Below are 21,943 nucleotides of genomic sequence, written 5' to 3' on the forward strand. Positions count from 1 at the left end.
GATGACCACTCCGAGCGTAGTGAAGAAGACTGAAAAATCTTCGGCGACAACCGATACGGCGCCGGTGCGGAAGAAGAAATCCAAGAAGTTCAGCCCGTGGGCAGTGGTGGCGTGGATCGCCGCGCTCGGGTTCTTCTTCCCGGTGTTCTGGATGGTGCTGACATCGTTCAAATCGGAGAGTGACGCGGCCACCAGCCCGCCGAAGCTGTTCTTCACTCCGACGCTGGATCAGTACAAGGCCGTGTTCGCCCAAGGCATCGGGCCCGCGATGCTGAATTCGGTCTGGGCCACCGGTGCCTCGACGATCCTGGTGCTGCTCCTCGGCGTGCCGGCCGCGTTCGCGCTGTCGTTGCGGCCCGTCCGCAAGACCTCGGACGCGTTGTTCTTCTTCATGAGCACCAAGATGCTGCCGGTCGTGGCAGCCATCCTGCCCCTGTATGTGATCGTGTCCAATATCGGTCTCCTGGACAACATCTGGGCACTGGTCATCCTCTACACCTCGATGAACTTGCCGATCGCGGTGTGGATGATGCGGTCGTTCTTCCTCGAAGTGCCCGGCGAGCTCCTCGAAGCCGCCAGCCTCGACGGCGCCAGCCTGGGGCGGTCGGTGCGAGAGGTGATCCTGCCGTTGGTGTCGCCCGGTATCGCCGCGACAGCGCTGATCTGCGTGATCTTCGCCTGGAACGAGTTCTTCCTGGCAGTCAACCTGACCGCGGTTAACGCCCAGACCATGCCTGTCTACCTTGTCGGCTTCATCGCCGGTGAAGGGCAGTACTGGGCGGTGCTGTCGGCTGCCGCAACCATGGCAGCTCTGCCGGTGATGCTCTGCGGCTGGTTCGCCCAGAACAAGCTCGTTCGTGGTCTTTCCTTCGGCGCTATCAAATAACTCGGAAGCAACAACAGGAGATTTTCATGGCATCAATCACGTACAAGAACGCGTCGTGCATCTACGAGGGTTCGGACAAGCTCGCCGTCGACAATCTCAACCTCGACATCCAGGACGGCGAATTCATCGTCCTGGTCGGCCCTTCCGGCTCCGGTAAGAGCACCGCGCTGCGCATGCTGGCCGGCTTGGAGGACATCGACGAGGGTGCTATCGAAATCGGTGGCAAGGACATGACGGGAGTGCCGTCCAAGGATCGCGATATCGCGATGGTGTTCCAGAACTATGCGCTGTACCCGAACAAGACCGTCGCCGAGAACATGGGCTTCGCGCTCAAACTCCGGGGTGTGTCCGCCGAGGAGCGACGTAGGAAGGTGGAAGAGGCCGCCAAGGTTCTCGACCTGACCGAGTTCCTGGATCGCAAGCCCGCCAAGTTGTCCGGCGGTCAGCGCCAGCGTGTCGCGATGGGCCGCGCCATCGTCCGTGAGCCACAGGTGTTCTGTATGGACGAGCCATTGAGCAACCTCGACGCCAAGTTGCGAGTGCAGACCCGTACCCAGATCGCCGCCCTGCAGCGAAGGCTGGGCACCACCACCGTCTACGTCACCCACGACCAGGTGGAGGCCATGACGATGGGTGATCGAGTCGCGGTGTTGCGTTTCGGGAAGCTGCAGCAATTCGCCTCGCCCAATGAGCTTTACGACCGTCCGGCCAATGCCTTCGTCGCGGGTTTCATCGGCTCACCGGCGATGAATCTGTTTACGGCGCCGGTCACCTCCGATGGCGTGAAACTCGGCGACTCGTCGTTCGAGCTCGAGCGCGACAACCTCGCGAAGATCAGCGAGGCGGGCCTTTCGGAAGTCACCGTCGGAGTCCGGCCCGAGCAACTGGAGATCACCGACACCGGCGGGGTCGAGGTCGTCGTCGACCTTGTCGAGGACCTCGGCAGCGAGGCCTACGTGTACACGCATGCGGGTACGGGCAGCTCCGGCACCGAGTTGGTGGCCCGCTGCAACCCGCGTACCGCACCACGGCTGGCCGATACAGTGCGGCTGCGCAGGCATCCGGAGGGCGCGGTGCATCTGTTCGACCCGACTTCGGGCGAACGTCTCAACTGATCATGCGCGCGCCGTCCGGCGGGCAGGAGCGAAGCGACTCGGGGAGATGACCGAGCTGAGGTTGCGTGCACCGACCCCCGGACTTCTCGGGTTGCCTTGGGAACGACCGCTTTCCGAGTGGGCCGTGCCCGATGTCCCGCTGCGCGATATCGCCGTGGGCATGAGTCGGCACCTGGTGAAGTTCGTCGATGCCGACGGTCATCTCTGGGCGGTCAAGGATATGCCGCCGCGGATCGCGGTCAAGGAGTACGACGTGCTGCGCCGGCTCGAGGACATGGGGCTGCCCGCGGTGCGTCCGGCCGGTCTGGTGCTGCAACCCGAGTTCGAGACGGCGATCCTGGTGACGCGATATCTGGAGGGGTCCTGGCAATACCGCCGGTTGTTCATGCGGTTGCCGGCCGATCAGCCCAGGCATCGGGCGCGGCTGCTGGATGCGATGGCGGGCCTGCTGGTCGAGTTGCATCGCCACGGCGTGTTCTGGGGTGACTGCTCACTGGCCAATACCCTGTTCTCGCGGGACGGGCAGCTGCTGCAGGCCTGGCTCGTCGATGCCGAGACCTCCGAGGTACACCCGTCGCTGAGTCGTGGGCAACGCAGGCACGACCTGGAGATTCTGGTGGAGAACGTCGCCGAGGGGCTGGTCGATCTGGCGGAGCGGCTCGATACTCCGGAATCGTTGCACGGCAAGCTGATCGAAGAGGCGGAGCAGGTGGCCGCCCGCTATGACACGCTATGGGAGCTGTTGCATGCAGAGCCGGCTTTCGGTTTCACCGACCGGTATCGGGTAGAAGGCATGATCCGCCGCCTCAACGATCTCGGGTTCGCCGTCGACGAACTCTCGTTCGCCCCCGACAGCGCCGACCCGAGCCGGCTGCGGGTCCACGTCGCCGTCGGTGACCGTCGGTATCACGCCCAGCACCTTCAGGAACTGACCGGTCTCGATGTGGGGGAGGGGCAGGCCGCCATCCTGCTCGGGGATGTCGCCGCATATCAGATGCAGTTGCGCCGCGAGACGGGCGACGATGTCGACGAGTCGACGGCCGCGCGGCTGTGGGTGATCGAGGTCCTGGCGCCGTACGAGCAGCTGGCCCACGAGGCAGTGGGCTATACGGGCACTGCCATTCAGGCGTATTGCGACCTCTTGGAGGTGCGCTGGCTGCTGAGCGAGAAGGCCGGGCGCGACGTCGGCACCAACAAGGCGCTGGCCGCGCTGGCCGGGAACGTCATCCCGACCGACTCGGCGGCGAAGATGGCGATCGCCGAGGTGCCGACTGCCCCGTTCGCGGTGCTGACCCTCGATGCGGAAGACGGGGCCGACTAGTTCGGCAGTGCGTCGCCGGAGCCGGTGCCCACGGGTACTTCCGGGTTGGCGCCGGGGTTAGCGTCGGTGAACACCTGTGCGGGTGCGACGCGGCAGTTGTTGTTCATCGGTGTCTGATCGCCGGAACAGTAGGGCACGTGGTCGGCCGGTTCTGCGGTGGCCGGCGTGGCGCACGCCAACGCGGCGCCCGCGAGTAGCGCTGCTGCGGCTGTCACCAACCGGGTCATCTGTACAAGCTAACGCCCTGGAACGGGTATATGTGGGGCATGGAGCGCTTCGGACGAGTTCGGCTGACCAACGCCGACAAGGTGCTCTATCCCGCCACCGGCACCACCAAGGCCGAGGTGTTCGACTACTACGTCGCGATCGCCGACGCCATGCTGCCGCACATCGCCGGCCGGCCGGTCACGCGGAAGCGCTGGCCGAACGGGGTCGGGCAGCCGGCCTTCTTCGAAAAACAGTTGGCCTCGTCCGCGCCGGACTGGTTGGAGCGCGGCTCCGTGACGCACAAATCAGGCACCACGACGTACCCGATCATCGACACACCCGAAGGGTTGGCGTGGATCGCGCAACAGGCCTCACTGGAAGTGCATGTGCCGCAGTGGCGGTTCGCGGGCCAGGAGGTGGGCGGAAAAAACACCGACAGCCCCGGTCCGGCCACTCGCATCGTGTTCGACCTGGATCCGGGCGAGGACGTCACGTTCCGTCAACTCTGCGAGGTCGCCCATGAGGTGCGCGATGTCATCGCAGATATCGGGTTGACCACGTACCCACTGACCAGCGGCAGCAAAGGCCTGCACCTCTACGTGCCGCTGGTCGATCCCGTCAGCTCCCAGGGCGCGTCGGTGTTGGCCAAGCGGATCGCCCAGCAGCTGGAGAAGGCGATGCCGACACAGGTGACCGCCACGATGACGAAAAGTCTGCGTGCCGGAAAGGTTTTCGTCGACTGGAGCCAGAACAGCGCGGCCAAGACGACAATCGCCCCGTATTCCCTGCGCGGGCGCGACCAGCCGACGGTTGCCGCACCGCGCACCTGGGCGGAGATCGAGGACCCCGACCTGCGGCACCTGCGCTTCGACGAGGTGCTCGAGCGGGTGGCGCGCGACGGCGACCTGCTGGCCGGGTTGGACGAGGTGATCCCGGCCTCCGAAGATACGGCAGACAAGTTGACCACCTACCGCAGCATGCGGGATTCGGCTAAGACACCCGAACCGGTTCCGCCCGCGAAACCCACTGTGGGGAAGAACAACACGTTCGTCATCCAGGAGCATCACGCCACGGCACTGCATTATGACTTCCGGTTGGAACGCGACGGCGTCTTGGTGTCCTGGGCGGTACCGAAGAATCTGCCGGACTCCCCTTCGGTCAACCGGCTGGCCGTGCACACCGAGGACCATCCGCTGGAGTACGCCACCTTCGAGGGTTCGATCCCCAAAGGGGAGTACGGCGGTGGCAAGGTGATCGTCTGGGACTCCGGAACCTACGAGACCGAGAAATTCCGGGATCACGCTCCCGATGGGCCGGCCAGGGGCGGGGAAGTGATCGTCACCCTGCACGGGGCGAAAGTGTCGGGTCGCTACGCACTGATTCAAACCGACGGCAAGAACTGGTTGGCGCACCGGACCAAGGAGCAGCCGACTCCCACTCCGACAGATCTGGCGCCGATGCTCGCCACCCACGGCTCGGTCGCCAAATTCACTGCCGCCCAATGGGCTTTCGAAGGAAAATGGGACGGATACCGGCTACTTGTGGACGCCGACCGCGGCACCGTCGCCATGCGCTCGCGCAGTGGACGCGACGTCACCGATGAATACCCGCAGTTGAAATCGGTGGCCGCCGGCCTGGCCGAGCACCACGTGCTGCTCGACGGCGAGGTGGTGGCCATCGATGCCTCCGGGGTGCCCAGCTTCGGCGAGATGCAGAACCGGGTACGCGCGACCCGCGTCGAATTCTGGGCCTTCGATCTGTTGTCGCTGGACGGGCGCTCCCTACTCAAGGCGAAATACCGTGACCGGCGGAAACTCCTCGAAACCCTCTCCGAAGGAACGAATCTCATCGTTCCGCCGCTGCTCGCCGGTGACGGCGCCGACGCGCTGGAGCAATCGCAGTCCCAGCGGTGGGAAGGGGTGGTGGCCAAGAAATGGGACTCCACCTATCAACCCGGCCGACGGTCCGCGTCGTGGATCAAGGACAAGAACTGGAACACCCAGGAGGTCGTGATCGGTGGCTGGCGACAAAGTGAAGGTGGCCGCTCCAGCGGAATCGGTGCGCTGATGATGGGAATACCCGGCACATCACAAGAAGTGAGCCTCGACTTTGTCGGCCGGGTGGGAACCGGGTTCACCGAGAAGGAACTCGGGAAGCTCAAAGGGTTGCTCTCACCGTTGGAGACGGCCGAATCGCCGTTTACTCAGCGGCTTTCGCCGTTGGATGCCCGCGGGGTGACCTTTGTGCGGCCCGAGTTGGTCGGCGAGGTTCGCTTCAGTGAATGGACTTCCGACGGTCGGCTGCGTCAGCCGAGTTGGCGCGGGCTGCGCCCGGACAAGTCGCCCGCTGAGGTGGTCCGAGAGTAGGAAGTGACACCGGGAATCAGACGACGAACTCGTTCCGTCGCGGCGTAACCCGCCGGCGTGTACCCGCTCGGCTGGGCGTGCCGGAGTTCATCTACTCCGGAGCCGGGTTCGGTCCGTCGATCAGGGCTTGGATCGCGTCGGCGTAGTAGTCGAGTGCCTTCGCGGTGAGCAATTGCGTTGGGGTGTCGTCGAATAGGCAGATGCTCATCAGCAGTCCACCGATTTGGGCGGCGATCAGTCGCGCGCGCACCTCGGCGTCGGGGCCGAGCAGGCGTGCAGCCAGCGGATCGGTGATGTGTTGCGCGGTGGACTGTTCCAGGTAGCGGCGGACTTCGGTCCGATCCAGCGCCCCGAGCAGGGTGGCGTGTAGGCGCAGCGTGGAGCCGTCCGCTTCCAGTAGCCTCTGGAGGATCTGCCGGCCCAGCGTCGGCAGCGGGCCTTTGACCAGTCCGCGAAACTGTGGGTCGACGGTGACCACTTCGAGGAAGAGCTTCTCCTTCGAGCCGAAGTGGCGGATCACCACCGCGGGGTCACTGCAGGCCAGGGTCGCGATGTCACGGACGGAGGTGTGGCTGAAACCGCGCTCGGCGAAGAGGGATTCCGCCGCGCGGCGGATCGCGTCGGGAGTGGCCGCCGAACGTGGCCGGCCCGGTTTGCGTGACGTCGCGACGGGGTTGGTCGTAGGCCGGTCCATCTCTTCAGTGTCGGGTGTGCCACAGGTTTAGTCAACGTCGTTGACAAAACCGACGATGCGGGCGCAGGGTTGAGTCAACGTTGTTGGCAAAACTAGCTTCAGGAGGATCCGTGACCGAATCGGCACACAGTGGGCCGCACGCCGAGGCGCTGCGGGCCGGCGTCGTCGGCCTGGGCATGATCGGGGGCGGCGTGGCGGTCAGTCTGGCCCGGCGCGGACGCATCCCGACCGTGTTCGACATCCGCGCAGACGCCTCAGACGACCTCGACGGCGTGCCTTCCCAGGTCCCGACGATCGCCGACGTGGCGCGCGACAGCGACGTCGTTCTGCTCGCGGTCGTGACGGCCGACCAAGCACGTGAGGTGATTGCCGGCGAGGACGGAATCTTGTCGGCCGCGCACCCCGGGCTCGTCGTCGTGCTGTTGTCCACGATCACCGTCGAGGCCGTGCACGAGTTGGCCGACCTGTGCGAACGGGGCGGAGTCGCGTTCCTGGATGCCCGGGTGTCAGGCGGAAACGGCGCTGCCGACAACGGACTCACGGTCATGGTGGGTGGTCCCGACGAAATCGTCGAGCGCGCCCGCCCCATCCTGGAGGACTTCGCCAAAGTCGTCGTGCACTGCGGAGACCTGGGCACGGGGATGATCACCAAACTCGCCCGCAACACCTTGACGTACTCGGTCTGGGCGGCCGTACGGGAAGCGGCGTCCATCGCCAAGGCCGGTGGTGTGGCAATCGACCGCCTCCTTGAGGTCCTGCAGAACTCCGATGAGGGCACCTCGGCGCTGATGATGCTTCAGATCCAGGCCAGTGGATTTCAGATTCCCGAGGACCGGGTGGACTCGGCAAACATGTTGGCGCAGAAAGACCTTGCCGCCGTCCAGGATTTCGCGGGAAGCGTCGGCATCGAAGTCCCGATCACCGATATCGTCCGACCCCGCATGCGTGCCGTCTACCGCGGCGACCTTCCCGAGCCCCTCCCGGTCGAATCTTGGCGGCGAGGTCTGGAGATGATGGACCGGGTCTACGGTCCCGGTTACCACCAGCAGGTTCCGACAGGGATCACGATCCCAAGCATCGTGCACACCGTCGACCAGCTGTTCGGAAATGTCTGGGCCCGGCCGTATCTGACGTTGCGCGACCGACGTCTGCTCACCTTCGGCGCCACCGCGATGCTCGGCCGACCCGAACTGCTGCGGACACAGCTGCGAGGAGCGCTGGCCAACGAGGAGTTCACCGTCGAACAGCTCCGAGAGATCGTGGTGCACATGCACTATTACGGCGGCTGGCCCAACGGCACGTCGGTCCAGGCGGTGGTCGAGGAACTCATCGCCGAGCACAGCTCGCAGCACGCATAGGCATGACTGCTTGAGCGGCGTCGTGTGGTCGTCGCGGAAGCATCCCCGTTATCAGCCATAACGATTCACCGATCGCCGCGCTACGCCGTCGTACTGGATGAACTCCCCAAGAACCCGAGCGGCAAGGTGCTCAAGAGGACGCTTCGGGAGCGGTTCACCTCGCTCGGGGATACCGACGTGCCCAGTGCCACGCCCCGGTTGCGCTGATCGCCAGAAGAGGCTGTAGAGGTTCTGTCAGCACTCAGCGCGAGGTGGCGATCGCTTCTTCCATACCCCGCGTGGCCAGTACGTCGGCCAGTTCGTTGTCGGCGACACCCGAGTGCCCCTTCACCCAGAACCACTCGACCTGGTGTTGCGCGCAGGCGGCCTGCAGCCGTTTCCAGAGGTCCACGTTCTTCACCGGTTGCTTCGCGGAGGTCATCCAGCCGTTGCGCTCCCAGCCGAGGACCCACTTCGTGATGCCGTTGCGGACGTAGGTGCTGTCGGTGTGTAGGTGCACTATCACCGGTCTGGTCAGCGCCTCCAGTGCCATGATCGGCGCGGTCAACTCCATGCGGTTGTTACTGGTCTCACCGGGCTCGCCGCCGCACATCTCGCGGACGTGCTCGCGCATGCGCAATACCGCGCCCCAGCCGCCGGGGCCGGGATTGGGGCGGCACCCGCCGTCGGTGTGGATGATCACGACGTCGGTCATGCGGAGAGGATAGGTGCCGAGATCATCGCGGACCGAACCGACATTCCGAATTCTTCGTGCCGGACCGTCGTGATCCGCCGTCCGGGCTGCACGGCTGCCTTGACCGGCGTCGTGCGGTCACCGAAGAAGGAGGCGGTCGCGTCGATATCTGCGACGACAAACGTGAGCCCCCAGAGCGTCGACGGTCCCTCTCCTGTCGACTCCGGCGAGCCGACGACCTCGACGATCACCTCACCCAAGCGGAAGAAGATCTGGCGGATTGCTCGCCCGCCGAGTTCGGCGTCCCGTTCGCGACGGGGCGCTATCCCGATCGCTGCCAGTGACGCCACCGTCCGGCCCAGGTCCGGGGACATCAGCACGACGTGGTCGATAGCGACGACGCCGTTGCGATGGCCGGCCGGGTCGCCAGTGAGACGGTCGGAGCTCGTGGTCGGAATGCCATCCAGGAGTTGGTGATCCGAGGGCAGACCGCCCAACGACCAGCTGACGATGCCGGTGCCATGTGTGCGTCCGGCCAGCCGGAGGCCGACACCGCCGATCCGACAAACACAATCGGTACCGACGGTGAACCCGGCTCGGGTCCACGCTTGCGCCGGGTCGGCGACCTCGAACGCATCGACGGTTATCGGCATAGGCGCGAGGGTACTTCGCTCACCTCAGTGCGCGAAGTCGGCAGGCCGGAACTTCCCGTCGCTGAGCTTGCCCTCGATCTCCTCCAGGCTCTTGCCGGTAAGATCGGGCATGCGGAAGTAGACGAATAGCCACGCCGCAATGTTGAAGAGCCCATAGAGCCACATCGCCGGCCCGACACCGATCCCACTGATCAGAGTCAGCAGGGTGAGCGTGATCAACAGATTGGTGCCCCACAGCGCTGCGGACTGAGCGGCCGTGCCCGCCGGCCGCACTGCGAGTGGGTAGGTCTCCGAACCGGTCAGCCAACCCATGAGTTGCAGGCCGCCGGCGTTGAACAGCATGAACACCACCAGGCAGGCAATGATGAACGGCACCGAATCCCGGCCGCTGTTGCCTGTCACGAACAGGGTGCCCAGCACGAAAAGGCTTGCGGCTGCACCCGGAATCATGATCAGCGTCAGTCGTCGTCGTCCGACTTTGTCGATGATCGCCAGCCCGACGAGCTGCGCGACAAGGTAGCTGATGCCCAGCGCGACCGACACTTCCAGCGCGACGGACTCGGAGAATCCATTGTCGGTGAGGATCGTCGGCGAGTAGTAGATGATCATCTCGATGCCACTGAGCTGGGTGAAAATGGCTATGCCACAACCGAGTATGAGTGCCGGACGTACCCACGGCGCACGTAGCCCGGACCAGCCGCGGGTCTTCGCCGTCTCCTCCTTTCGGGATAGTTCGGCCATCTCGTCTAGTTCGTCGTCGACGTCATAGCCCGAAGGGCGGACCCGTTCCAGGACTTCGTGGGCCTTGTCGCGGTCGTCGTTCTTGACCAGCCAACGCGGGCTCTCCGGCAGTCGCAGGAGCAGTCCGAGCATGATCGCGGCGGGCACGGCGGCGGCGCCGATCGACCACCGCCACGGAATCGCCTCGGACGCACCGACGATGGTCGCGACCACGATGCCGACACCGATGGCGATCTGGAAGCACAGCACGAGACGGCCCCGATACTTCGGTGGAGCTAGTTCGGCCACGTACATGGGCGCCGTCTGCGTCGCCCCGCCGACAGCGAAGCCGAGGACCAACCGCCCCAGGGACAGCAGAACCGGGTTGGGGGCCACCGAGCACCACAGTGCGCCGACCACGAATACGCCGGAGAGCATCAGAAGTGTGCCCTTGCGGCCGCGCCTCTCCGACAGGTAGCTACAGGCCAGCGCACCGACGACAGCGCCGAGGAGGATCGCGCCCGCGATAACTTGCTTCCAGGCCTCGGCGATGCCGAAGTCCTTGGTGATCTGCAATAGCGCGCCCGAGATGATGCCGGTGTCGTAGCCGTAGAGCATGCCCGACACCGCTGACACCAGGGCGACGATGACGACCGCGCCAGTCAATTGGCCTGGCGCATTTGCCCTGGCATCATCCGAATGTCTGGGATCGGTATCGATGGAACTCATCCGGGGACGCTCCTGAGAGGGCATATGTGGGGCGTCACATTCGTACCCGTCCTGCGGGACGTCAAACGTTCTCTCAGTGCTGCCAGCTCTTGTGGGTGAATTCGAGACTGTAGCCGTCCGGGTCGAAGACGCTGGCCGCGTAGTAGCGCGGCTGTCCACCACCCCGAACAGCTTCTGAGAGAAGACGACCGATGACGCTCCGGCTATCGGCGCAGGATAGGCCGCAGGGCGTCGAGCACGCTCGGGTCCTCGATGGTCGACGGGATCGGCTCGTCCTTACCAGCGGCGATCCCGCGCATCGTCTTGCGCAGGATCTTGCCCGACCGCGTTTTGGGCAGTGCGGGAACGACATCGACGAGCTTGAACGACGCCACTGCGCCGATCTCGTCGCGCACCGAAGCCACGAGCATGGCAGGCAGACCGTCACCGGAGGCGCCCGCCTTCAGCACCACCAGGCCGCGCGGAACCTGACCTTTGATCTCGTCGGCGACCCCGATCACCGCGCACTCGGCGACCGCAGGATGCGTGGCCAGCACTGCCTCGATCGACCCCGTCGACAGTCGATGGCCGGCCACGTTGATGACGTCGTCGATGCGGCCCATCACGAACAGGTAGCCGTCCTCGTCGATATAGCCGCCGTCGCCGGTGAGGTAGTACCCGGGGTGTTCAGAAAGGTAGGACCGCAGATAACGTTCGTCGTCGCCCCAGAGCGTGGGCAAGGTTCCCGGCGGCAGGGGCAAACGGATGCAGATCGCTCCTTCCTCACCCGGCTTGCAGTCCTCACCGTCGGCATGCAGGATTCGTACGTCGTAGCCGGGCATCGGCACGGTCGGCGAGCCTGCCTTCAGTGGAAGCTGTTGCACCCCCATCGGATTGGCTGCGATGGCCCACCCGGTCTCGGTCTGCCACCAGTGGTCGACCACCGGGATGCCCAGCTTCTCCGTCGCCCAGTGATAGGTGTCGGGGTCGAGGCGTTCGCCGGCCACGAAAAGGTACTTCAGCGTCGAGATGTCGTACTTGCCGACATAGGCGCCGTCGGGATCCTCTTTGCGGATCGCCCGGATCGCGGTTGGGGCGGTGAACAACACCTTCACCCCGTGCTCGCTGACGACCCGCCAAAACGCCCCCGGATCGGGCGTGCCGACGGGTTTGCCCTCGTAGAGCACGGTCGTCGCGCCGAGAAGCAGTGGCGCGTAGACGATATATGAGTGGCCGACCACCCAACCGACATCGGAGGCTGCCCAGAACACCTCACCGGGCTCCATGTCGTACAGGTGGCGCATGGTCCACAACAGGGCGACAGCGTGTCCGCCGTTGTCGCGGACGATGCCCTTCGGCTTACCGGTGGTGCCCGAGGTGTAGAGGACATACAACGGGTCGGTCGCCGCCACTGGCACCGGATCGGCGGCCTCCGCGGTCGCCATCAGCTCATGCCAGTCCAGGTCGCGGCCTTCGATCAGCTCGCAGCGCAAATGATCCCGCTGCACGACGACGCAGTGCTCAGGCGGAAACTCGGCTCGCTCGATCGCGGCGTCCAGCATGGGCTTGTACTCGACAGTCCGGGACGGCTCGATTCCGCATGACGCCGTCACCACGACCTTCGGGCGCGCGTCGTCGATGCGGATCGCCAGCTCGTGCGGGGCGAAGCCGCCGAACACCACCGAATGCACCGCGCCCAGGCGGGCGCAGGCGAGCATCGTGATCAGCGCCTCGGGGATCATCGGCAGGTACACCACCACCCGATCACCCTTGCCCACTCCGAGCCCGCGCAGGACACCGGCGAAACGTGCTGTCTGGTCCAGCAATTCGGAGTAGCTGTAGGTGCGCTTGGTGCCGGTGACCGGGGAGTCGTAGATCAGTGCGGCTTGCTCGCCGCGACCGGCGGCGACATGTCGATCGAGGGCATTCACACAGGTGTTGAGCTCCCCGTCCGGGAACCAGCGGTAGAACGGCGGGTTGGTGTCGTCGAGGATCTGCTGCGGTTCGCGAGACCACGTGACCGCCTGCGCGGCCTGCGCCCAGAATTCGGCCGGGTCGGAGATGCTGGCATCATGGAGTTCGCGATATCCGCTCATGCGGGCACGGTAGCGCCTGGCACGGGCTGTTGTCGCCAGAGTGGGCGGAAACCCGACTAATGGAGAGTAAACCCCGAGGCTCTGATTCGTATCGAGAATCCAGCGATGTCCGGTCACATGTCACGCCGAACGGGTTAGCGTGAGCAGATGGCTGCGGTGGACCTGGCGACGCTCGAAGACGGTATTGCACTCGTCACCCTGAATCGGCCCGAGAAGCTCAATGCCATCGACGGCACCTTGCTCGCCGGGCTGGACTCGGCGCTCGACGAGATCAGCTCGAGTGGTTACCGGGTGGCGATTCTGACCGGAGCGGGCCGCGGTTTCTGTGCGGGCGCCGACCTGTCCGGCGGCGAGAAGTGGGCCCCACAGGCGAAAACACAGCTGAAGAACACCTACGATTCGCAGGTTCGGCTGGCCGATCAGATGACCAGGCTTTACGAACTGCCGATCCCGGTGATCGCTGCCGTCAACGGTGTCGCGGTCGGCGGCGGGCTGGCGTACACGTTGCACTGCGATATCCGGATTGCCTCGGAGACAGCACGGTTCGGCTCGGTCTTCATCAAGGCAGGCTTCTCGTCGATGGATATGGGCACCAGCTACCTGTTGCCCAGAATCGTCGGTGCCGGGATCGCGCGAGAGCTGATGCTCACCGGGCGGATCATCGACGCCGCCGAGGCTTACCGCATCGGTCTGGCCAATGAGGTCGTCCCGCAGGCCGAGTTGATGGCCGCGGCCTTGACCAAGGCGCGTGAGATCGCCGGCAACAACGAGTACGGCGTATGGCAGACCAAGACGGGTTTGAACGCCGCGCTGGATGCGCCCAGCCTTCGCCATGCCAAAGAGATCGAGAATCGGACTCAGGTGCTGAGCTCATTCACCAACAACCCCCGAGAGGCCGCCACGGCGCATATGGCCAAACGCTCACCCGTCTGGGACGAGCTCTGAATCTAAGCCTTGGCGATGACGTGCTCGGCGAACATCTCCAGGTTGCGGATCTTGGTATCGAGCGGCTCGGTATCGGGCCCCATGGTGTAAGGAATCCGGAAGCCGACGATCACGTCGGTGACGCCCTTGTCTTCCAGCCGTTTGATGCCGTCAAGGGTGAAGCCGTCGATCGAGATCACATGGATCTGGAACTCTCCGGAACCGATCCGCTCCTCTTTCTCGCGAAACTCGTTGAGCCTGGCCAAAAGCCGGTCCAATTCTGCTGGCTCGCCACCGCCGTGCATCCAGCCGTCGTTGCGGGCGGCCCGGCGCAGCGCGGCGTCGGCGTGCCCGCCGACCAGGATCGGGATCGGCTCGGTGGGCGCAGGCGTCATCTTCGTTTTCGGGATGTCGTAGAACTCGCCGTGGTATTCGAAGTAGTCGCCGCTGGTCAGGCCGCGGATGACGTCGATGCACTCGTCCATCCGCTTGCCCCGCCTGCCGAACGGAACGCCCATGATCTCGTAGTCCTCCGGCCACGGGCTGGTTCCCACTCCGAGCCCGAGGCGATTGCCGATCAGCGAGGTCAGCGAGCCGGCCTGTTTGGCGACCAGTGCGGGCGGCCGGATCGGCAGCTTGAGCACGAACAAGTTGAAATGCAGCGTCGACGTGACGGCGCCCAAAGCGCCCATCAGAACGAATGATTCGATGAATGACTTGCCGTCGAGGAATTCGCGGTTACCGTCCGGTGTGTACGGATAGGTCGAGTCCGATTCGAACGGGTAGGCGATGCTGTCGGGGATCGTCATCGCGTGGTACCCGGCGGCTTCGGCCGCTTTCGCCAACGGGATGTAGAACGTGGGGTCGGTCATGGCTTCCGCAAAAGTGAACCGCATGGTTCGATACTAGAACACGTTCTAGTTCACGGCGGCGGGAACGTTCGAGCTTCCCGTGCCACGCTCACGAACCACCGGCGGATACCAGATCGCCCCACGCTGCCCTCGCTCCCGATTCGCCAATGCGATAAATCTGCACCGTTGTGGCCACGCTGGCGAGCACGACGACGGCGGCGATCACGACGGCGACAACAGTGTTCGTTGTGGCGCCGCGGGATTCGCGCACATACAGAAACGCCAAGAGGGCGGCGGCGGCCAGTAGCGCGATCGAGAAGTACAACATGGTGTCGCCCAGGTCGGCGTGGGTTTCCACCGCGGGCGACTCGCCGACCCGGCCCACGAGCCACTCACCCGCTTCGGTGGTCAGCGGCGTCGCGACCATGGTGATCAGTGCCAGCGCCAGTACCAACCAGACCAGCCGGCGTCTGGCCGCAGGCCAGACCGCGCTGATGATCGCCAGCACCGCCGTCAGTGGCGCCAGTACGACGATGAGGTGTACGAGCAGAACATGCGCAGGCAGGCCGTTGATGGTTGACATCCGGGACTCCTCTGATCGGCGGACACCTGATGTGAACGCTACAGAGCGACGAACGGTTCAGATAACCTCTCGGATGGCGTCCAGTCGATACGGTGGGGCGCCGACATCCGCGATCGAGTGAGTGTCCCAGGGGGTCCGTTCGACGATGCGAGCGGCGGCGGTGTTCCCGTCGATGGTCAACGAGACGATGGTCGAGCGCTTTAGTGCGTCATCGGGCAGAGTGTCGAAAACGGTTCCCTGCCAATGGTATCGGCCATCGATCGGGTCGAGGTGCCCGGTCAGGCGGACCCGTACGTCGCGGGTCTGCCCCCCGAGCGTCAACACGGCTGGTCCGTCGTAAACGCCAGGACTCATAGGAACCGGGTGCGCTTCCACAGCCGCCGAGCAATCGGACCCATCAGGCCGACCTCGGTCAGGAAAGCGGCCAGCGGTGCGAAACCGGCGACCTGGACCTCATGCCGGTGCGGGCTGGTGCGCGCCAGCCGGCGGGCCGCCTTGGCATCGAGTCCCGTGCGCCGGTACGGCACCGGGTTGCTGAACAGGAAGCGGAAGAACAAACCACCCAGGCCGTTGATATTGGCCACGAAGAACCGGTTGAATCGCGGCATCTCGGCGACCCTCTTGCGGGCGCCGTCTCGGGCGAACTGGATGTGACGCGCCTCTTCGGTGACGTGAATCCGCATGAGCCGCTGCACCATCGGCTGCAGCTCGGGATCATCCATCATCTGCCTCTGCAGTGAATCGAAGATCTCCTCGCCGATCAACGCCGCCACCCAGAGCGCCGAACCGCGGAACATCAGCGGCAGCGTGTTGATGATCATCCGCTGATACAGCCGTGGCCGAACGGGTTTGGCGCCCACCCGCTCGATCGCCTTGCCGAACATCACCATGTGCCGGGTCTCGTCGCCCAGTTCGGTCAGCGCGTAGTGCGTCTCCTTGGCCGTCGGGTCCTGGTGCATCATGGTGCGCAACAGTGCCTGGTTGAGGATGTTCTCGAACCAGATACCGGCCGAGAGTGTATTCACCAGCTCTTGCCGGGACAGCTCGATGCGTTGCTCCCGCGACATCTCCTGCCATATCGATGTGCCGTAGAGAGACACGATCTTCGGCGGCAGGAAGAACTTGTCCGGGTCCAGCGGCGCGTCCCAGTCGATATCGACGACCGGCTCGTAGGACTTCCGCACCGAGCCTTTGAGTAACCGGTCGGAGAATTCCTCGCGGGTGGGGCCGGTAGACGGTTTCACCGAGGAGGTCATCGAGTCAGGTCCCTTCGCAGCGCTGGACTCTGCTCGACGTTAAGGATCGGCAGGGCAAGATGTCAATACCCCGGGTATCGGATACTTCGGGTTCCCCGCGGCGCTCGGTAGCCGTCTGCACGCAGACGGCTACCGTTGTCGAATGCGCATGATTCATGTCATCGGGATAGGAGCGGGCGACCCGGGCTACGCCACGGCACAGGCTGTCGAGGCGCTGAACGACACAGAGGTTTTCTTCGCGATGGACAAAGGTGAGGCGAAGAGCGATCTGGTGGACCTGCGACGTGAAATCTGCGAGACCTTCATCCGGGAGCCAGGCTATCGGTTCGTCGAACTCGCGGACCCCAAGCGGGCCAAGGACGGTGACTACCGGCAGGTGGTCGCCGACTGGCATGAGGCGCGGGCGCAGGTATGGGCCCAGGCCATCGAAACCGAGCTCGATGTCGACGGCGTCGGTGCGTTTCTGGCGTGGGGCGACCCGTCGCTGTATGACAGCACGCTGCGGATCCTTGAGCTGGTCGGTCGGCATCTGGCATTCGACTACGACGTCATCCCCGGCGTCACCGCGATTCAGGCACTCACCGCGCGGCACCGCATCACGCTCAACGACATCGGTGAACCGGTGCTCATCACCACCGGGCGGCAGTTGCGCGCCGAGGGGCTAGACGGTGCGGCGGTGGTGATGCTCGACGCGGAATGTTCGTTCCTGAGTTGCCCTGCTTCGACCAGGATCTGGTGGGGGGCCTACCTCGGCACGCCGGACGAGATTCTGGTGTCGGGGACGGTGGGGGAGGTCGGTAACCGGATCGTGTCAGTGCGCGCCGATGCCCGCGCGCGGCACGGCTGGATCATGGACACCTATCTTTTGCGCCCGACGGGCTAGTTCGCGCGGGCGCAGGGCAGCTAGGGAGATGTCCCCGTCGTAGTGGTCGATCACTCGGTGGTCCATGACCCGGCGCCACAGCGGCGGAATCGCGGCCAGCACGATCATCGCGGCGTAGCCGGCGGGCAGTTGGGGTGCTTCCTCGGCCTGGCGAAGTGCTTGATAACGGCGTTGCGGATTCGCATGGTGATCGGAGTGCCGCTGCAAATGGAACAGGAAGACGTTGGCGATCACGGTGTTGCTGTTCCAGCTGTGTGAGGGCCGGACCCGTTCGTAGCGACCGCTGGGCAGCTTCCTTCGCCGCAACCCGTAGTGCTCAAGGTAATTGACCGTCTCCAGCAGGCAGAAGCCGACGAAGGCTTGCCCGATCAGCCACGGCAGGACGACGCTGCCGAACCAGATCACCAGTCCGATGAACAGGCCGATGCTCATCAGCCAGGAGCTGAGGACTTCGTTGCGCAGGCTCCAGGCGGACTTCCCGGAACGCGTCAGGCGTTTGGCTTCCATGCGCCACGCCGAGCGCACGCCGCCGACCACCGACCGTGGGATGAAGAAGTAGAGACTCTCCCCGAGCCGGGAGCTGGCGGCGTCCTCAGCGGTGGCGACGCGCGCATGGTGCCCACGGTTGTGCTCGACGAAGAAGTGTCCGTAGAACGTCTGGGCCAGCGCCACTTTGCTCAGTCGCCGCTCGGCTTTCGCCTGCCGGTGTCCCAACTCGTGTGCGGCGCTGATCGCGACCCCGCCGATGATCCCGACTGTCATCATCAAGCCGAACCGATCGGCGAAGCTCATGGTGAGCCAACCGCCACCGGCCCACAGCCAGCAGGCGAGCACCACTGACAGGTACTGGCAGGGCAGATACAGATAGGTGACCCAGCGGTAGAACCGGTCATCTTCCAGCCATTCCAGCGCACTGTCGGGCGGGTTCTCGGCGTCCGGGCCGACGATGTGGTCGAGCAACGGCATGATCCCGAAGGCCACGATGGGCCCTGACCACCAGAACGCGGTCAGGCCGGTCATAGTCACCGCGAGCCACGACCCGACGACGAGCCCGGGGACTATCGATCCCAATAGCCACAGATACCGCTTGGGGTCCCGCCATCGGCGGGCGGCGACGGGGCCGTGGTCCGCCCCCACGCGTTCCGACTGATCTGCTGGCGCGGGTGATGACATGGCCTCGTTTACCTTGCTGAGTGTGTTGTCGCAAACAATCTGAAGTGCATCGGTCAGTCAATGTAGCCAAAAATGACGGTGCCGTCGATAGGTGGTGTTGTGAGGTTTCGCACGGTCAGGCGTATGTCGATGGGAAATTCGTTAGGTAAGGTCACGATCTTTAAAAATTGACGATCTTGTATCGTTTCGTCGGTGGTCGTCCTATCAGTTAATATCGGGATATTCGCCTAAAGTGCTACGTGGGTAAAGATCGGTGGCGAACTCCCCTGTCGAGCGTCCCGAGGAGGCTGTATGTCGGTGCTATCGCGGAGACGCTTCCTCGGCGCCGCGGCTGGAGTAGCTGTCGGTGCAGTCGGCGCGGGAATGGTGGATCTGGGATCTGTCCGTGGCCGACGTGCCCAAGCCGCCGCCCGGCCCCATTATTCGGCGATCGTGGTCGGCAGCGGATATGGCGGCGGAGTCTCGGCGCTGCGGTTAGGTCAGGCGGGTGTGGACACGCTGATCCTGGAGAAGGGCAGGTTCTGGAACGCGCCCGACGCAGACGGCAAGAGGTTCTCCCGAATGCTGCCTGCCGACACTCGTGCCGGTTGGTTCTCGGATGTCCCGCCGAGCCTGGTGTCGTCGTATCAGGGCATCTCCATCGAAGATGTCGCCAAACACTCTCCGTCGCCCCAGCCCGTTCAGGCCGGGATCTGCCAGAAGACGGCTCATGGTGATCACGACGTATTCCGCGGTATCGGCGTCGGCGGAGGATCGTTGGTCAACGCCGCCATTGCGGCGATTCCCACCGTGGGCCAGGTCCGTGCTGCCTTCCCGGATATCGACGCCGCACAGTTTCTCGGCACCTACATCGAACGCGCGAAGGCGATGCTGCGGATCAACTACCGCGATATGGACTGGTTTGAGCGGACCCCGTACTTTCAGTACGCACGCGTCGGCCGTAAGTATGCCGAAGCGGCCGGATACCAGGTCGACTACAACGGCAGCGCATACTCCTTCGACTACATGAAACAAGAAGAGGCTGGACAGGTTCCCCGTTCGGCGCTCGACTTCGAGCAGCAGTACGGCAACAATTACGGCCGATTCGGCAGCGTCGACCAGACCTACATCGCCGCCGCGCTGGCAACCGGAAACGTCAGCATCCGCAGCCTCACCGAAGTAACCGGAATTCGGCGGGAGCGCTCGGGGGAGTACGTGGTGTCCACCCGGGAGATCGACCGGTGGGGACACGAGCTCGGGCGCCACGAAATAGGCTGCCAGCAACTGCATCTCAATGCCGGCGTGCTCGGCACCGCCGAGATCCTGCTGCGCGCACGCGATACCGGAGCGCTGCCGCACCTGAGTGACGAGATCGGCCGCGGCTACGGTAACAACGGCGACGTCATGGTTGCGCACCGGCTGAACGAAAGCGATCCGGCGGGAACGCAGCAGTCCCTGCTGGGGATGATCAACATCGACGGCCGTGACGACCCCGTCAACCCGGTCTATGCCAGCATGTTCTCGATTCCGCTTCCGGTCGAGACGTTCGCCCTCGGCTACTACGTCATGGTCAAGACCGGCGATCGCGCCGATATCGCCTACGACCGGAGCACGGATTCGGTCGGCATCAACTGGCCCGCGGAGAACACCGATCACCTCCGGGTGCGGGCCAAAGCCGTGTTCGACAAGGTGACCGGCGCCAATGGGGTGGACTACCGCGACGATATCTTCGAGGGACGGGTCTTCGCGCCCAACACCGTGCACCCGCTGGGCGGGTGCGTGCGGGGCAAAGCGACCGACAGCTACGGGCGGGTCAACGGCTACGACAACTTGTTCGTCAACGATGCGTCCTTGATCCCCGGCTACATCGGATGCAACCCGTTCATGTCGATCACCGCGCTCGCGGAACGCAATATCGAGGGAATTCTGCAAGGCCGCACCTGATCCAGGCAAACTGGTGCAGTGCCCGAACTCCCCGAGGTCGAAGCCCTGGCCGATCACCTGCGCAGGCACGCCGTCGGACTGACCGTCGGACGAGTCGACATCGCCTCGCTGTCGGTGCTCAAGACGTTCGATCCGCCGGTGTCGGCGCTGATCGGGGGCACGGTCACCGGAGCGCACCGGTGGGCGAAGTACCTCGGCCTGCAGGTCGGTGACCTGCATCTGATCACCCATCTGTCCCGCGCCGGCTGGCTGCGCTGGTCGGACAAGCTCTCGCCGGCACCGCTGAAACCGGGCAAGGGCCCGATCGCGCTACGGGTGCGGCTGTCGGATCCCGCGAACCCCGAGGACGCCCCCGGGTTCGACCTGACCGAGGCCGGCACGCAGAAGCGGCTGGCGGTGTGGCTGGTCGACGATCCCATGAAAGTGCCGCAGATCGCCGCGCTCGGCCCCGACGCGTTATCGCTGGGGCCCGGGGAGTTGGCTGCGGCGCTGCAAGGCAACGGTGGCCGGATCAAGACGGTGATCACCGATCAAAAGGTGATCGCGGGTATCGGCAACGCCTACAGCGACGAGATCCTGCACGTGGCCAAACTGTCGCCCTTCGCGACAGCAGGCAAGCTGACCGACGCGCAGTTGTCGGCATTGCACGACGCGATGATCTCGGTGCTGACCGATGCCGTGGTCCGCTCCGTCGGCCAGGGCGCCGCCATGTTGAAGGGGGAGAAGCGATCCGGTCTGCGCGTACATGCCAAGACCGGTCTGCCCTGCCCGGTCTGCGGTGACACCGTGCGGGAAGTGTCGTTCGTCGACAAGTCCTTCCAGTATTGCCCGACCTGCCAGACCGGCGGCAGAATCCTGGCCGACCGGCGAATGAGCAAGCTGCTCAAATAGTTTCGTCCTGTAAATCATCACCGCTGCGCTGCCACCAGTAGATCCGCAGTTCCGGACCGCCGGCTAGCTGCAGTAGGAATGGGTGGCGAAGCCCAGTGCCTGCTGGTAGAGGCCGTCGAGCTGGCGGGCGCCGATGACGGCCGACGTGGCGCTGGCGAGCTCGCCCCAGCAGTCCGGGCCGTGTAGCGAACCCCATTGCAGGGCAATCTCGTTCACCATCGTCTTGTTGAATCCGTCGATCGCGGAGCGGGAAGCCGAGAGATCGGGTGCGGTGTCCGGCGCCGAGGCCGGGTCGAACTTCCACTGGCTGAAGCGGGCGTATTCGACCCCCTCGGTGGCATTGATCTGATCGCCGAAGACGCGCTTGACGTATCCGGTGTCGATCCGGTGTGCGGCGGCATCGGCGCCGACGTTGTCCAGTACCACCTTGACCCGGGGCGGGTCGGTGATCGGACCGCCGTCGATCCACTTGTAGGCGGCGACAGCATCCGCGGTCAGCAGTCGTTGAGCTGCGGCGTCCACCAGGTTGTAGAACGGGCTGGGGGTCTCTGCTTGTGCGTTCGGGACGGCGCCGACAACGCCGAACAGCACGGCTGCGGCGGTGGCGAGCGGAGCGACGGACAAACGGGTCATTGCTCCATCATCGCTGGCCCTGGCTACGC

General features: G+C 64.7%; 20 protein-coding genes and 1 pseudogene. 9 read left to right on the forward strand and 12 right to left on the reverse strand.

What is annotated here, in order from left to right:
* The first annotated feature begins 1 nt into the window (after position 1).
* The 3 genes from H7J73_RS17150 to H7J73_RS17160 are packed head-to-tail and all read left to right on the forward strand — an operon-like array spanning position 2 to position 3,322.
* A complete protein-coding gene (locus tag H7J73_RS17150) occupies positions 2 to 886 on the forward strand; it encodes a carbohydrate ABC transporter permease (RefSeq protein ID WP_264068713.1) in 885 nt (294 codons plus the stop codon).
* A gap of 26 nt (positions 887 to 912) precedes the next feature.
* Positions 913 to 2,001 (forward strand): ABC transporter ATP-binding protein, encoded by a 1,089-nt coding sequence (locus H7J73_RS17155; protein WP_264068714.1) that lies wholly within the window; start codon positions 913 to 915, stop codon positions 1,999 to 2,001.
* 46 nt (positions 2,002 to 2,047) lie between these two features.
* Positions 2,048 to 3,322, forward strand: coding sequence for a DUF4032 domain-containing protein (locus tag H7J73_RS17160; protein ID WP_264068715.1), 1,275 nt, complete (start codon positions 2,048 to 2,050; stop codon positions 3,320 to 3,322).
* Here H7J73_RS17160 and H7J73_RS17165 read toward each other — a convergent pair.
* Positions 3,319 to 3,549, reverse strand: coding sequence for a hypothetical protein (locus H7J73_RS17165; RefSeq protein ID WP_264068716.1), 231 nt, complete (start codon positions 3,547 to 3,549; stop codon positions 3,319 to 3,321). The two genes, H7J73_RS17160 and H7J73_RS17165, sit on opposite strands and share 4 nt — an antisense overlap.
* A 39-nt stretch (positions 3,550 to 3,588) precedes the next feature.
* Between H7J73_RS17165 and H7J73_RS17170 the strand changes: the two genes are divergently transcribed.
* Positions 3,589 to 5,895, forward strand: coding sequence for an ATP-dependent DNA ligase (locus H7J73_RS17170; RefSeq protein WP_264068718.1), 2,307 nt, complete (start codon positions 3,589 to 3,591; stop codon positions 5,893 to 5,895).
* A gap of 91 nt (positions 5,896 to 5,986) precedes the next feature.
* Here H7J73_RS17170 and H7J73_RS17175 read toward each other — a convergent pair whose 3' ends face one another.
* Positions 5,987 to 6,589, reverse strand: a complete 603-nt coding sequence (locus H7J73_RS17175; RefSeq protein ID WP_264068719.1) for a TetR/AcrR family transcriptional regulator — start codon at positions 6,587 to 6,589, stop codon at positions 5,987 to 5,989.
* Between the two features lie 110 nt (positions 6,590 to 6,699).
* On the opposite strand from H7J73_RS17175, the gene H7J73_RS17180 reads away from it, so the two are divergent.
* Entirely contained in the window at positions 6,700 to 7,947 is a 1,248-nt protein-coding gene (locus H7J73_RS17180; RefSeq protein WP_264068720.1) for an NAD(P)-binding domain-containing protein, read from the forward strand.
* A 241-nt stretch (positions 7,948 to 8,188) separates the two neighbouring features.
* Here the strand turns inward: H7J73_RS17180 and rnhA are convergent, their stop codons facing one another.
* From rnhA to H7J73_RS17200, 4 genes are all read right to left on the reverse strand, one after another.
* Complete coding sequence (gene rnhA, locus H7J73_RS17185; protein WP_264068721.1) at positions 8,189 to 8,641, reverse strand: ribonuclease HI; 453 nt, start codon at positions 8,639 to 8,641, stop codon at positions 8,189 to 8,191.
* The gene (locus H7J73_RS17190) at positions 8,638 to 9,273 is read right to left on the reverse strand and encodes a VOC family protein (RefSeq protein WP_264068722.1); all 636 of its coding nucleotides are present in this window, start codon (positions 9,271 to 9,273) and stop codon (positions 8,638 to 8,640) included. The genes rnhA and H7J73_RS17190 overlap by 4 nt, the downstream gene beginning before the upstream one ends.
* A gap of 24 nt (positions 9,274 to 9,297) precedes the next feature.
* Positions 9,298 to 10,722: a sugar porter family MFS transporter gene (locus H7J73_RS17195; RefSeq protein ID WP_264068723.1), complete on the reverse strand. Its 1,425-nt coding sequence runs from the start codon at positions 10,720 to 10,722 to the stop codon at positions 9,298 to 9,300.
* 203 nt (positions 10,723 to 10,925) lie between these two features.
* Complete coding sequence (locus H7J73_RS17200) at positions 10,926 to 12,836, reverse strand: propionyl-CoA synthetase (RefSeq protein WP_264068881.1); 1,911 nt, start codon at positions 12,834 to 12,836, stop codon at positions 10,926 to 10,928.
* A gap of 117 nt (positions 12,837 to 12,953) precedes the next feature.
* On the opposite strand from H7J73_RS17200, the gene H7J73_RS17205 reads away from it, so the two are divergent.
* Positions 12,954 to 13,742, forward strand: coding sequence for an enoyl-CoA hydratase/isomerase family protein (locus H7J73_RS17205; RefSeq protein WP_435405524.1), 789 nt, complete (start codon positions 12,954 to 12,956; stop codon positions 13,740 to 13,742).
* 2 nt (positions 13,743 to 13,744) lie between these two features.
* On the opposite strand, the gene H7J73_RS17210 is transcribed toward H7J73_RS17205, so the two are convergent.
* The 4 genes and pseudogenes from H7J73_RS17210 to H7J73_RS17225 form a co-directional block, all read right to left on the reverse strand.
* On the reverse strand, positions 13,745 to 14,617 hold the full coding sequence (locus tag H7J73_RS17210) for an LLM class flavin-dependent oxidoreductase (protein WP_264068725.1): 873 nt from the start codon (positions 14,615 to 14,617) through the stop codon (positions 13,745 to 13,747).
* A gap of 64 nt (positions 14,618 to 14,681) precedes the next feature.
* Positions 14,682 to 15,155, reverse strand: a complete 474-nt coding sequence (locus H7J73_RS17215) for a DUF2231 domain-containing protein (RefSeq protein WP_264068726.1) — start codon at positions 15,153 to 15,155, stop codon at positions 14,682 to 14,684.
* A gap of 57 nt (positions 15,156 to 15,212) precedes the next feature.
* Positions 15,213 to 15,494: pseudogene (locus H7J73_RS17220) on the reverse strand (DUF4873 domain-containing protein); the annotation flags it as partial.
* Between the two features lie 11 nt (positions 15,495 to 15,505).
* On the reverse strand, positions 15,506 to 16,411 hold the full coding sequence (locus H7J73_RS17225; RefSeq protein ID WP_264068728.1) for an AurF N-oxygenase family protein: 906 nt from the start codon (positions 16,409 to 16,411) through the stop codon (positions 15,506 to 15,508).
* A gap of 142 nt (positions 16,412 to 16,553) precedes the next feature.
* On the opposite strand from H7J73_RS17225, the gene cobF reads away from it, so the two are divergent.
* Positions 16,554 to 17,294 (forward strand): precorrin-6A synthase (deacetylating), encoded by a 741-nt coding sequence (cobF, locus tag H7J73_RS17230; protein WP_264068730.1) that lies wholly within the window; start codon positions 16,554 to 16,556, stop codon positions 17,292 to 17,294.
* On the opposite strand, the gene H7J73_RS17235 is transcribed toward cobF, so the two are convergent.
* Positions 17,223 to 18,467, reverse strand: a complete 1,245-nt coding sequence (locus H7J73_RS17235) for an alkane 1-monooxygenase (RefSeq protein WP_264068732.1) — start codon at positions 18,465 to 18,467, stop codon at positions 17,223 to 17,225. The genes cobF and H7J73_RS17235 overlap by 72 nt on opposite strands.
* Before the next feature lie 291 nt (positions 18,468 to 18,758).
* On the opposite strand from H7J73_RS17235, the gene H7J73_RS17240 reads away from it, so the two are divergent.
* Together H7J73_RS17240 and H7J73_RS17245 are read left to right on the forward strand one after the other, a co-directional pair.
* The gene (locus tag H7J73_RS17240) at positions 18,759 to 20,390 is read left to right on the forward strand and encodes a GMC oxidoreductase (RefSeq protein WP_264068733.1); all 1,632 of its coding nucleotides are present in this window, start codon (positions 18,759 to 18,761) and stop codon (positions 20,388 to 20,390) included.
* Positions 20,391 to 20,408: 18 nt separating this feature from the next.
* Complete coding sequence (locus tag H7J73_RS17245) at positions 20,409 to 21,281, forward strand: Fpg/Nei family DNA glycosylase (protein WP_264068734.1); 873 nt, start codon at positions 20,409 to 20,411, stop codon at positions 21,279 to 21,281.
* A gap of 63 nt (positions 21,282 to 21,344) precedes the next feature.
* Here the strand turns inward: H7J73_RS17245 and H7J73_RS17250 are convergent, their stop codons facing one another.
* A complete protein-coding gene (locus H7J73_RS17250) occupies positions 21,345 to 21,914 on the reverse strand; it encodes a chorismate mutase (RefSeq protein WP_264068735.1) in 570 nt (189 codons plus the stop codon).
* Positions 21,915 to 21,943: the final 29 nt, after the last annotated feature.

The organism is Mycolicibacterium komossense (assembly GCF_025822605.1).
Classification (GTDB): Bacteria; Actinomycetota; Actinomycetes; order Mycobacteriales; family Mycobacteriaceae; genus Mycobacterium; species Mycobacterium komossense.

Excerpts from the sequence above, each read along its gene's own strand:
- H7J73_RS17225 (WP_264068728.1), bottom strand. The coding sequence starts at position 16,411 with ATGACCTCCTCGGTGAAACCGTCTACCGGCCCCACCCGCGAGGAATTC.
- rnhA (WP_264068721.1), bottom strand. The coding sequence starts at position 8,641 with ATGACCGACGTCGTGATCATCCACACCGACGGCGGGTGCCGCCCCAAT.
- cobF (WP_264068730.1), top strand. The coding sequence starts at position 16,554 with ATGCGCATGATTCATGTCATCGGGATAGGAGCGGGCGACCCGGGCTAC.
- H7J73_RS17195 (WP_264068723.1), bottom strand. The coding sequence starts at position 10,722 with ATGAGTTCCATCGATACCGATCCCAGACATTCGGATGATGCCAGGGCA.
- H7J73_RS17190 (WP_264068722.1), bottom strand. The coding sequence starts at position 9,273 with ATGCCGATAACCGTCGATGCGTTCGAGGTCGCCGACCCGGCGCAAGCG.
- H7J73_RS17235 (WP_264068732.1), bottom strand. The coding sequence starts at position 18,467 with ATGTCATCACCCGCGCCAGCAGATCAGTCGGAACGCGTGGGGGCGGAC.
- H7J73_RS17155 (WP_264068714.1), top strand. The coding sequence starts at position 913 with ATGGCATCAATCACGTACAAGAACGCGTCGTGCATCTACGAGGGTTCG.
- H7J73_RS17175 (WP_264068719.1), bottom strand. The coding sequence starts at position 6,589 with ATGGACCGGCCTACGACCAACCCCGTCGCGACGTCACGCAAACCGGGC.
- H7J73_RS17240 (WP_264068733.1), top strand. The coding sequence starts at position 18,759 with ATGTCGGTGCTATCGCGGAGACGCTTCCTCGGCGCCGCGGCTGGAGTA.
- H7J73_RS17150 (WP_264068713.1), top strand. The coding sequence starts at position 2 with ATGACCACTCCGAGCGTAGTGAAGAAGACTGAAAAATCTTCGGCGACA.
- H7J73_RS17170 (WP_264068718.1), top strand. The coding sequence starts at position 3,589 with ATGGAGCGCTTCGGACGAGTTCGGCTGACCAACGCCGACAAGGTGCTC.
- H7J73_RS17160 (WP_264068715.1), top strand. The coding sequence starts at position 2,048 with ATGACCGAGCTGAGGTTGCGTGCACCGACCCCCGGACTTCTCGGGTTG.
- H7J73_RS17215 (WP_264068726.1), bottom strand. The coding sequence starts at position 15,155 with ATGTCAACCATCAACGGCCTGCCTGCGCATGTTCTGCTCGTACACCTC.
- H7J73_RS17165 (WP_264068716.1), bottom strand. The coding sequence starts at position 3,549 with ATGACCCGGTTGGTGACAGCCGCAGCAGCGCTACTCGCGGGCGCCGCG.
- H7J73_RS17250 (WP_264068735.1), bottom strand. The coding sequence starts at position 21,914 with ATGACCCGTTTGTCCGTCGCTCCGCTCGCCACCGCCGCAGCCGTGCTG.
- H7J73_RS17210 (WP_264068725.1), bottom strand. The coding sequence starts at position 14,617 with ATGCGGTTCACTTTTGCGGAAGCCATGACCGACCCCACGTTCTACATC.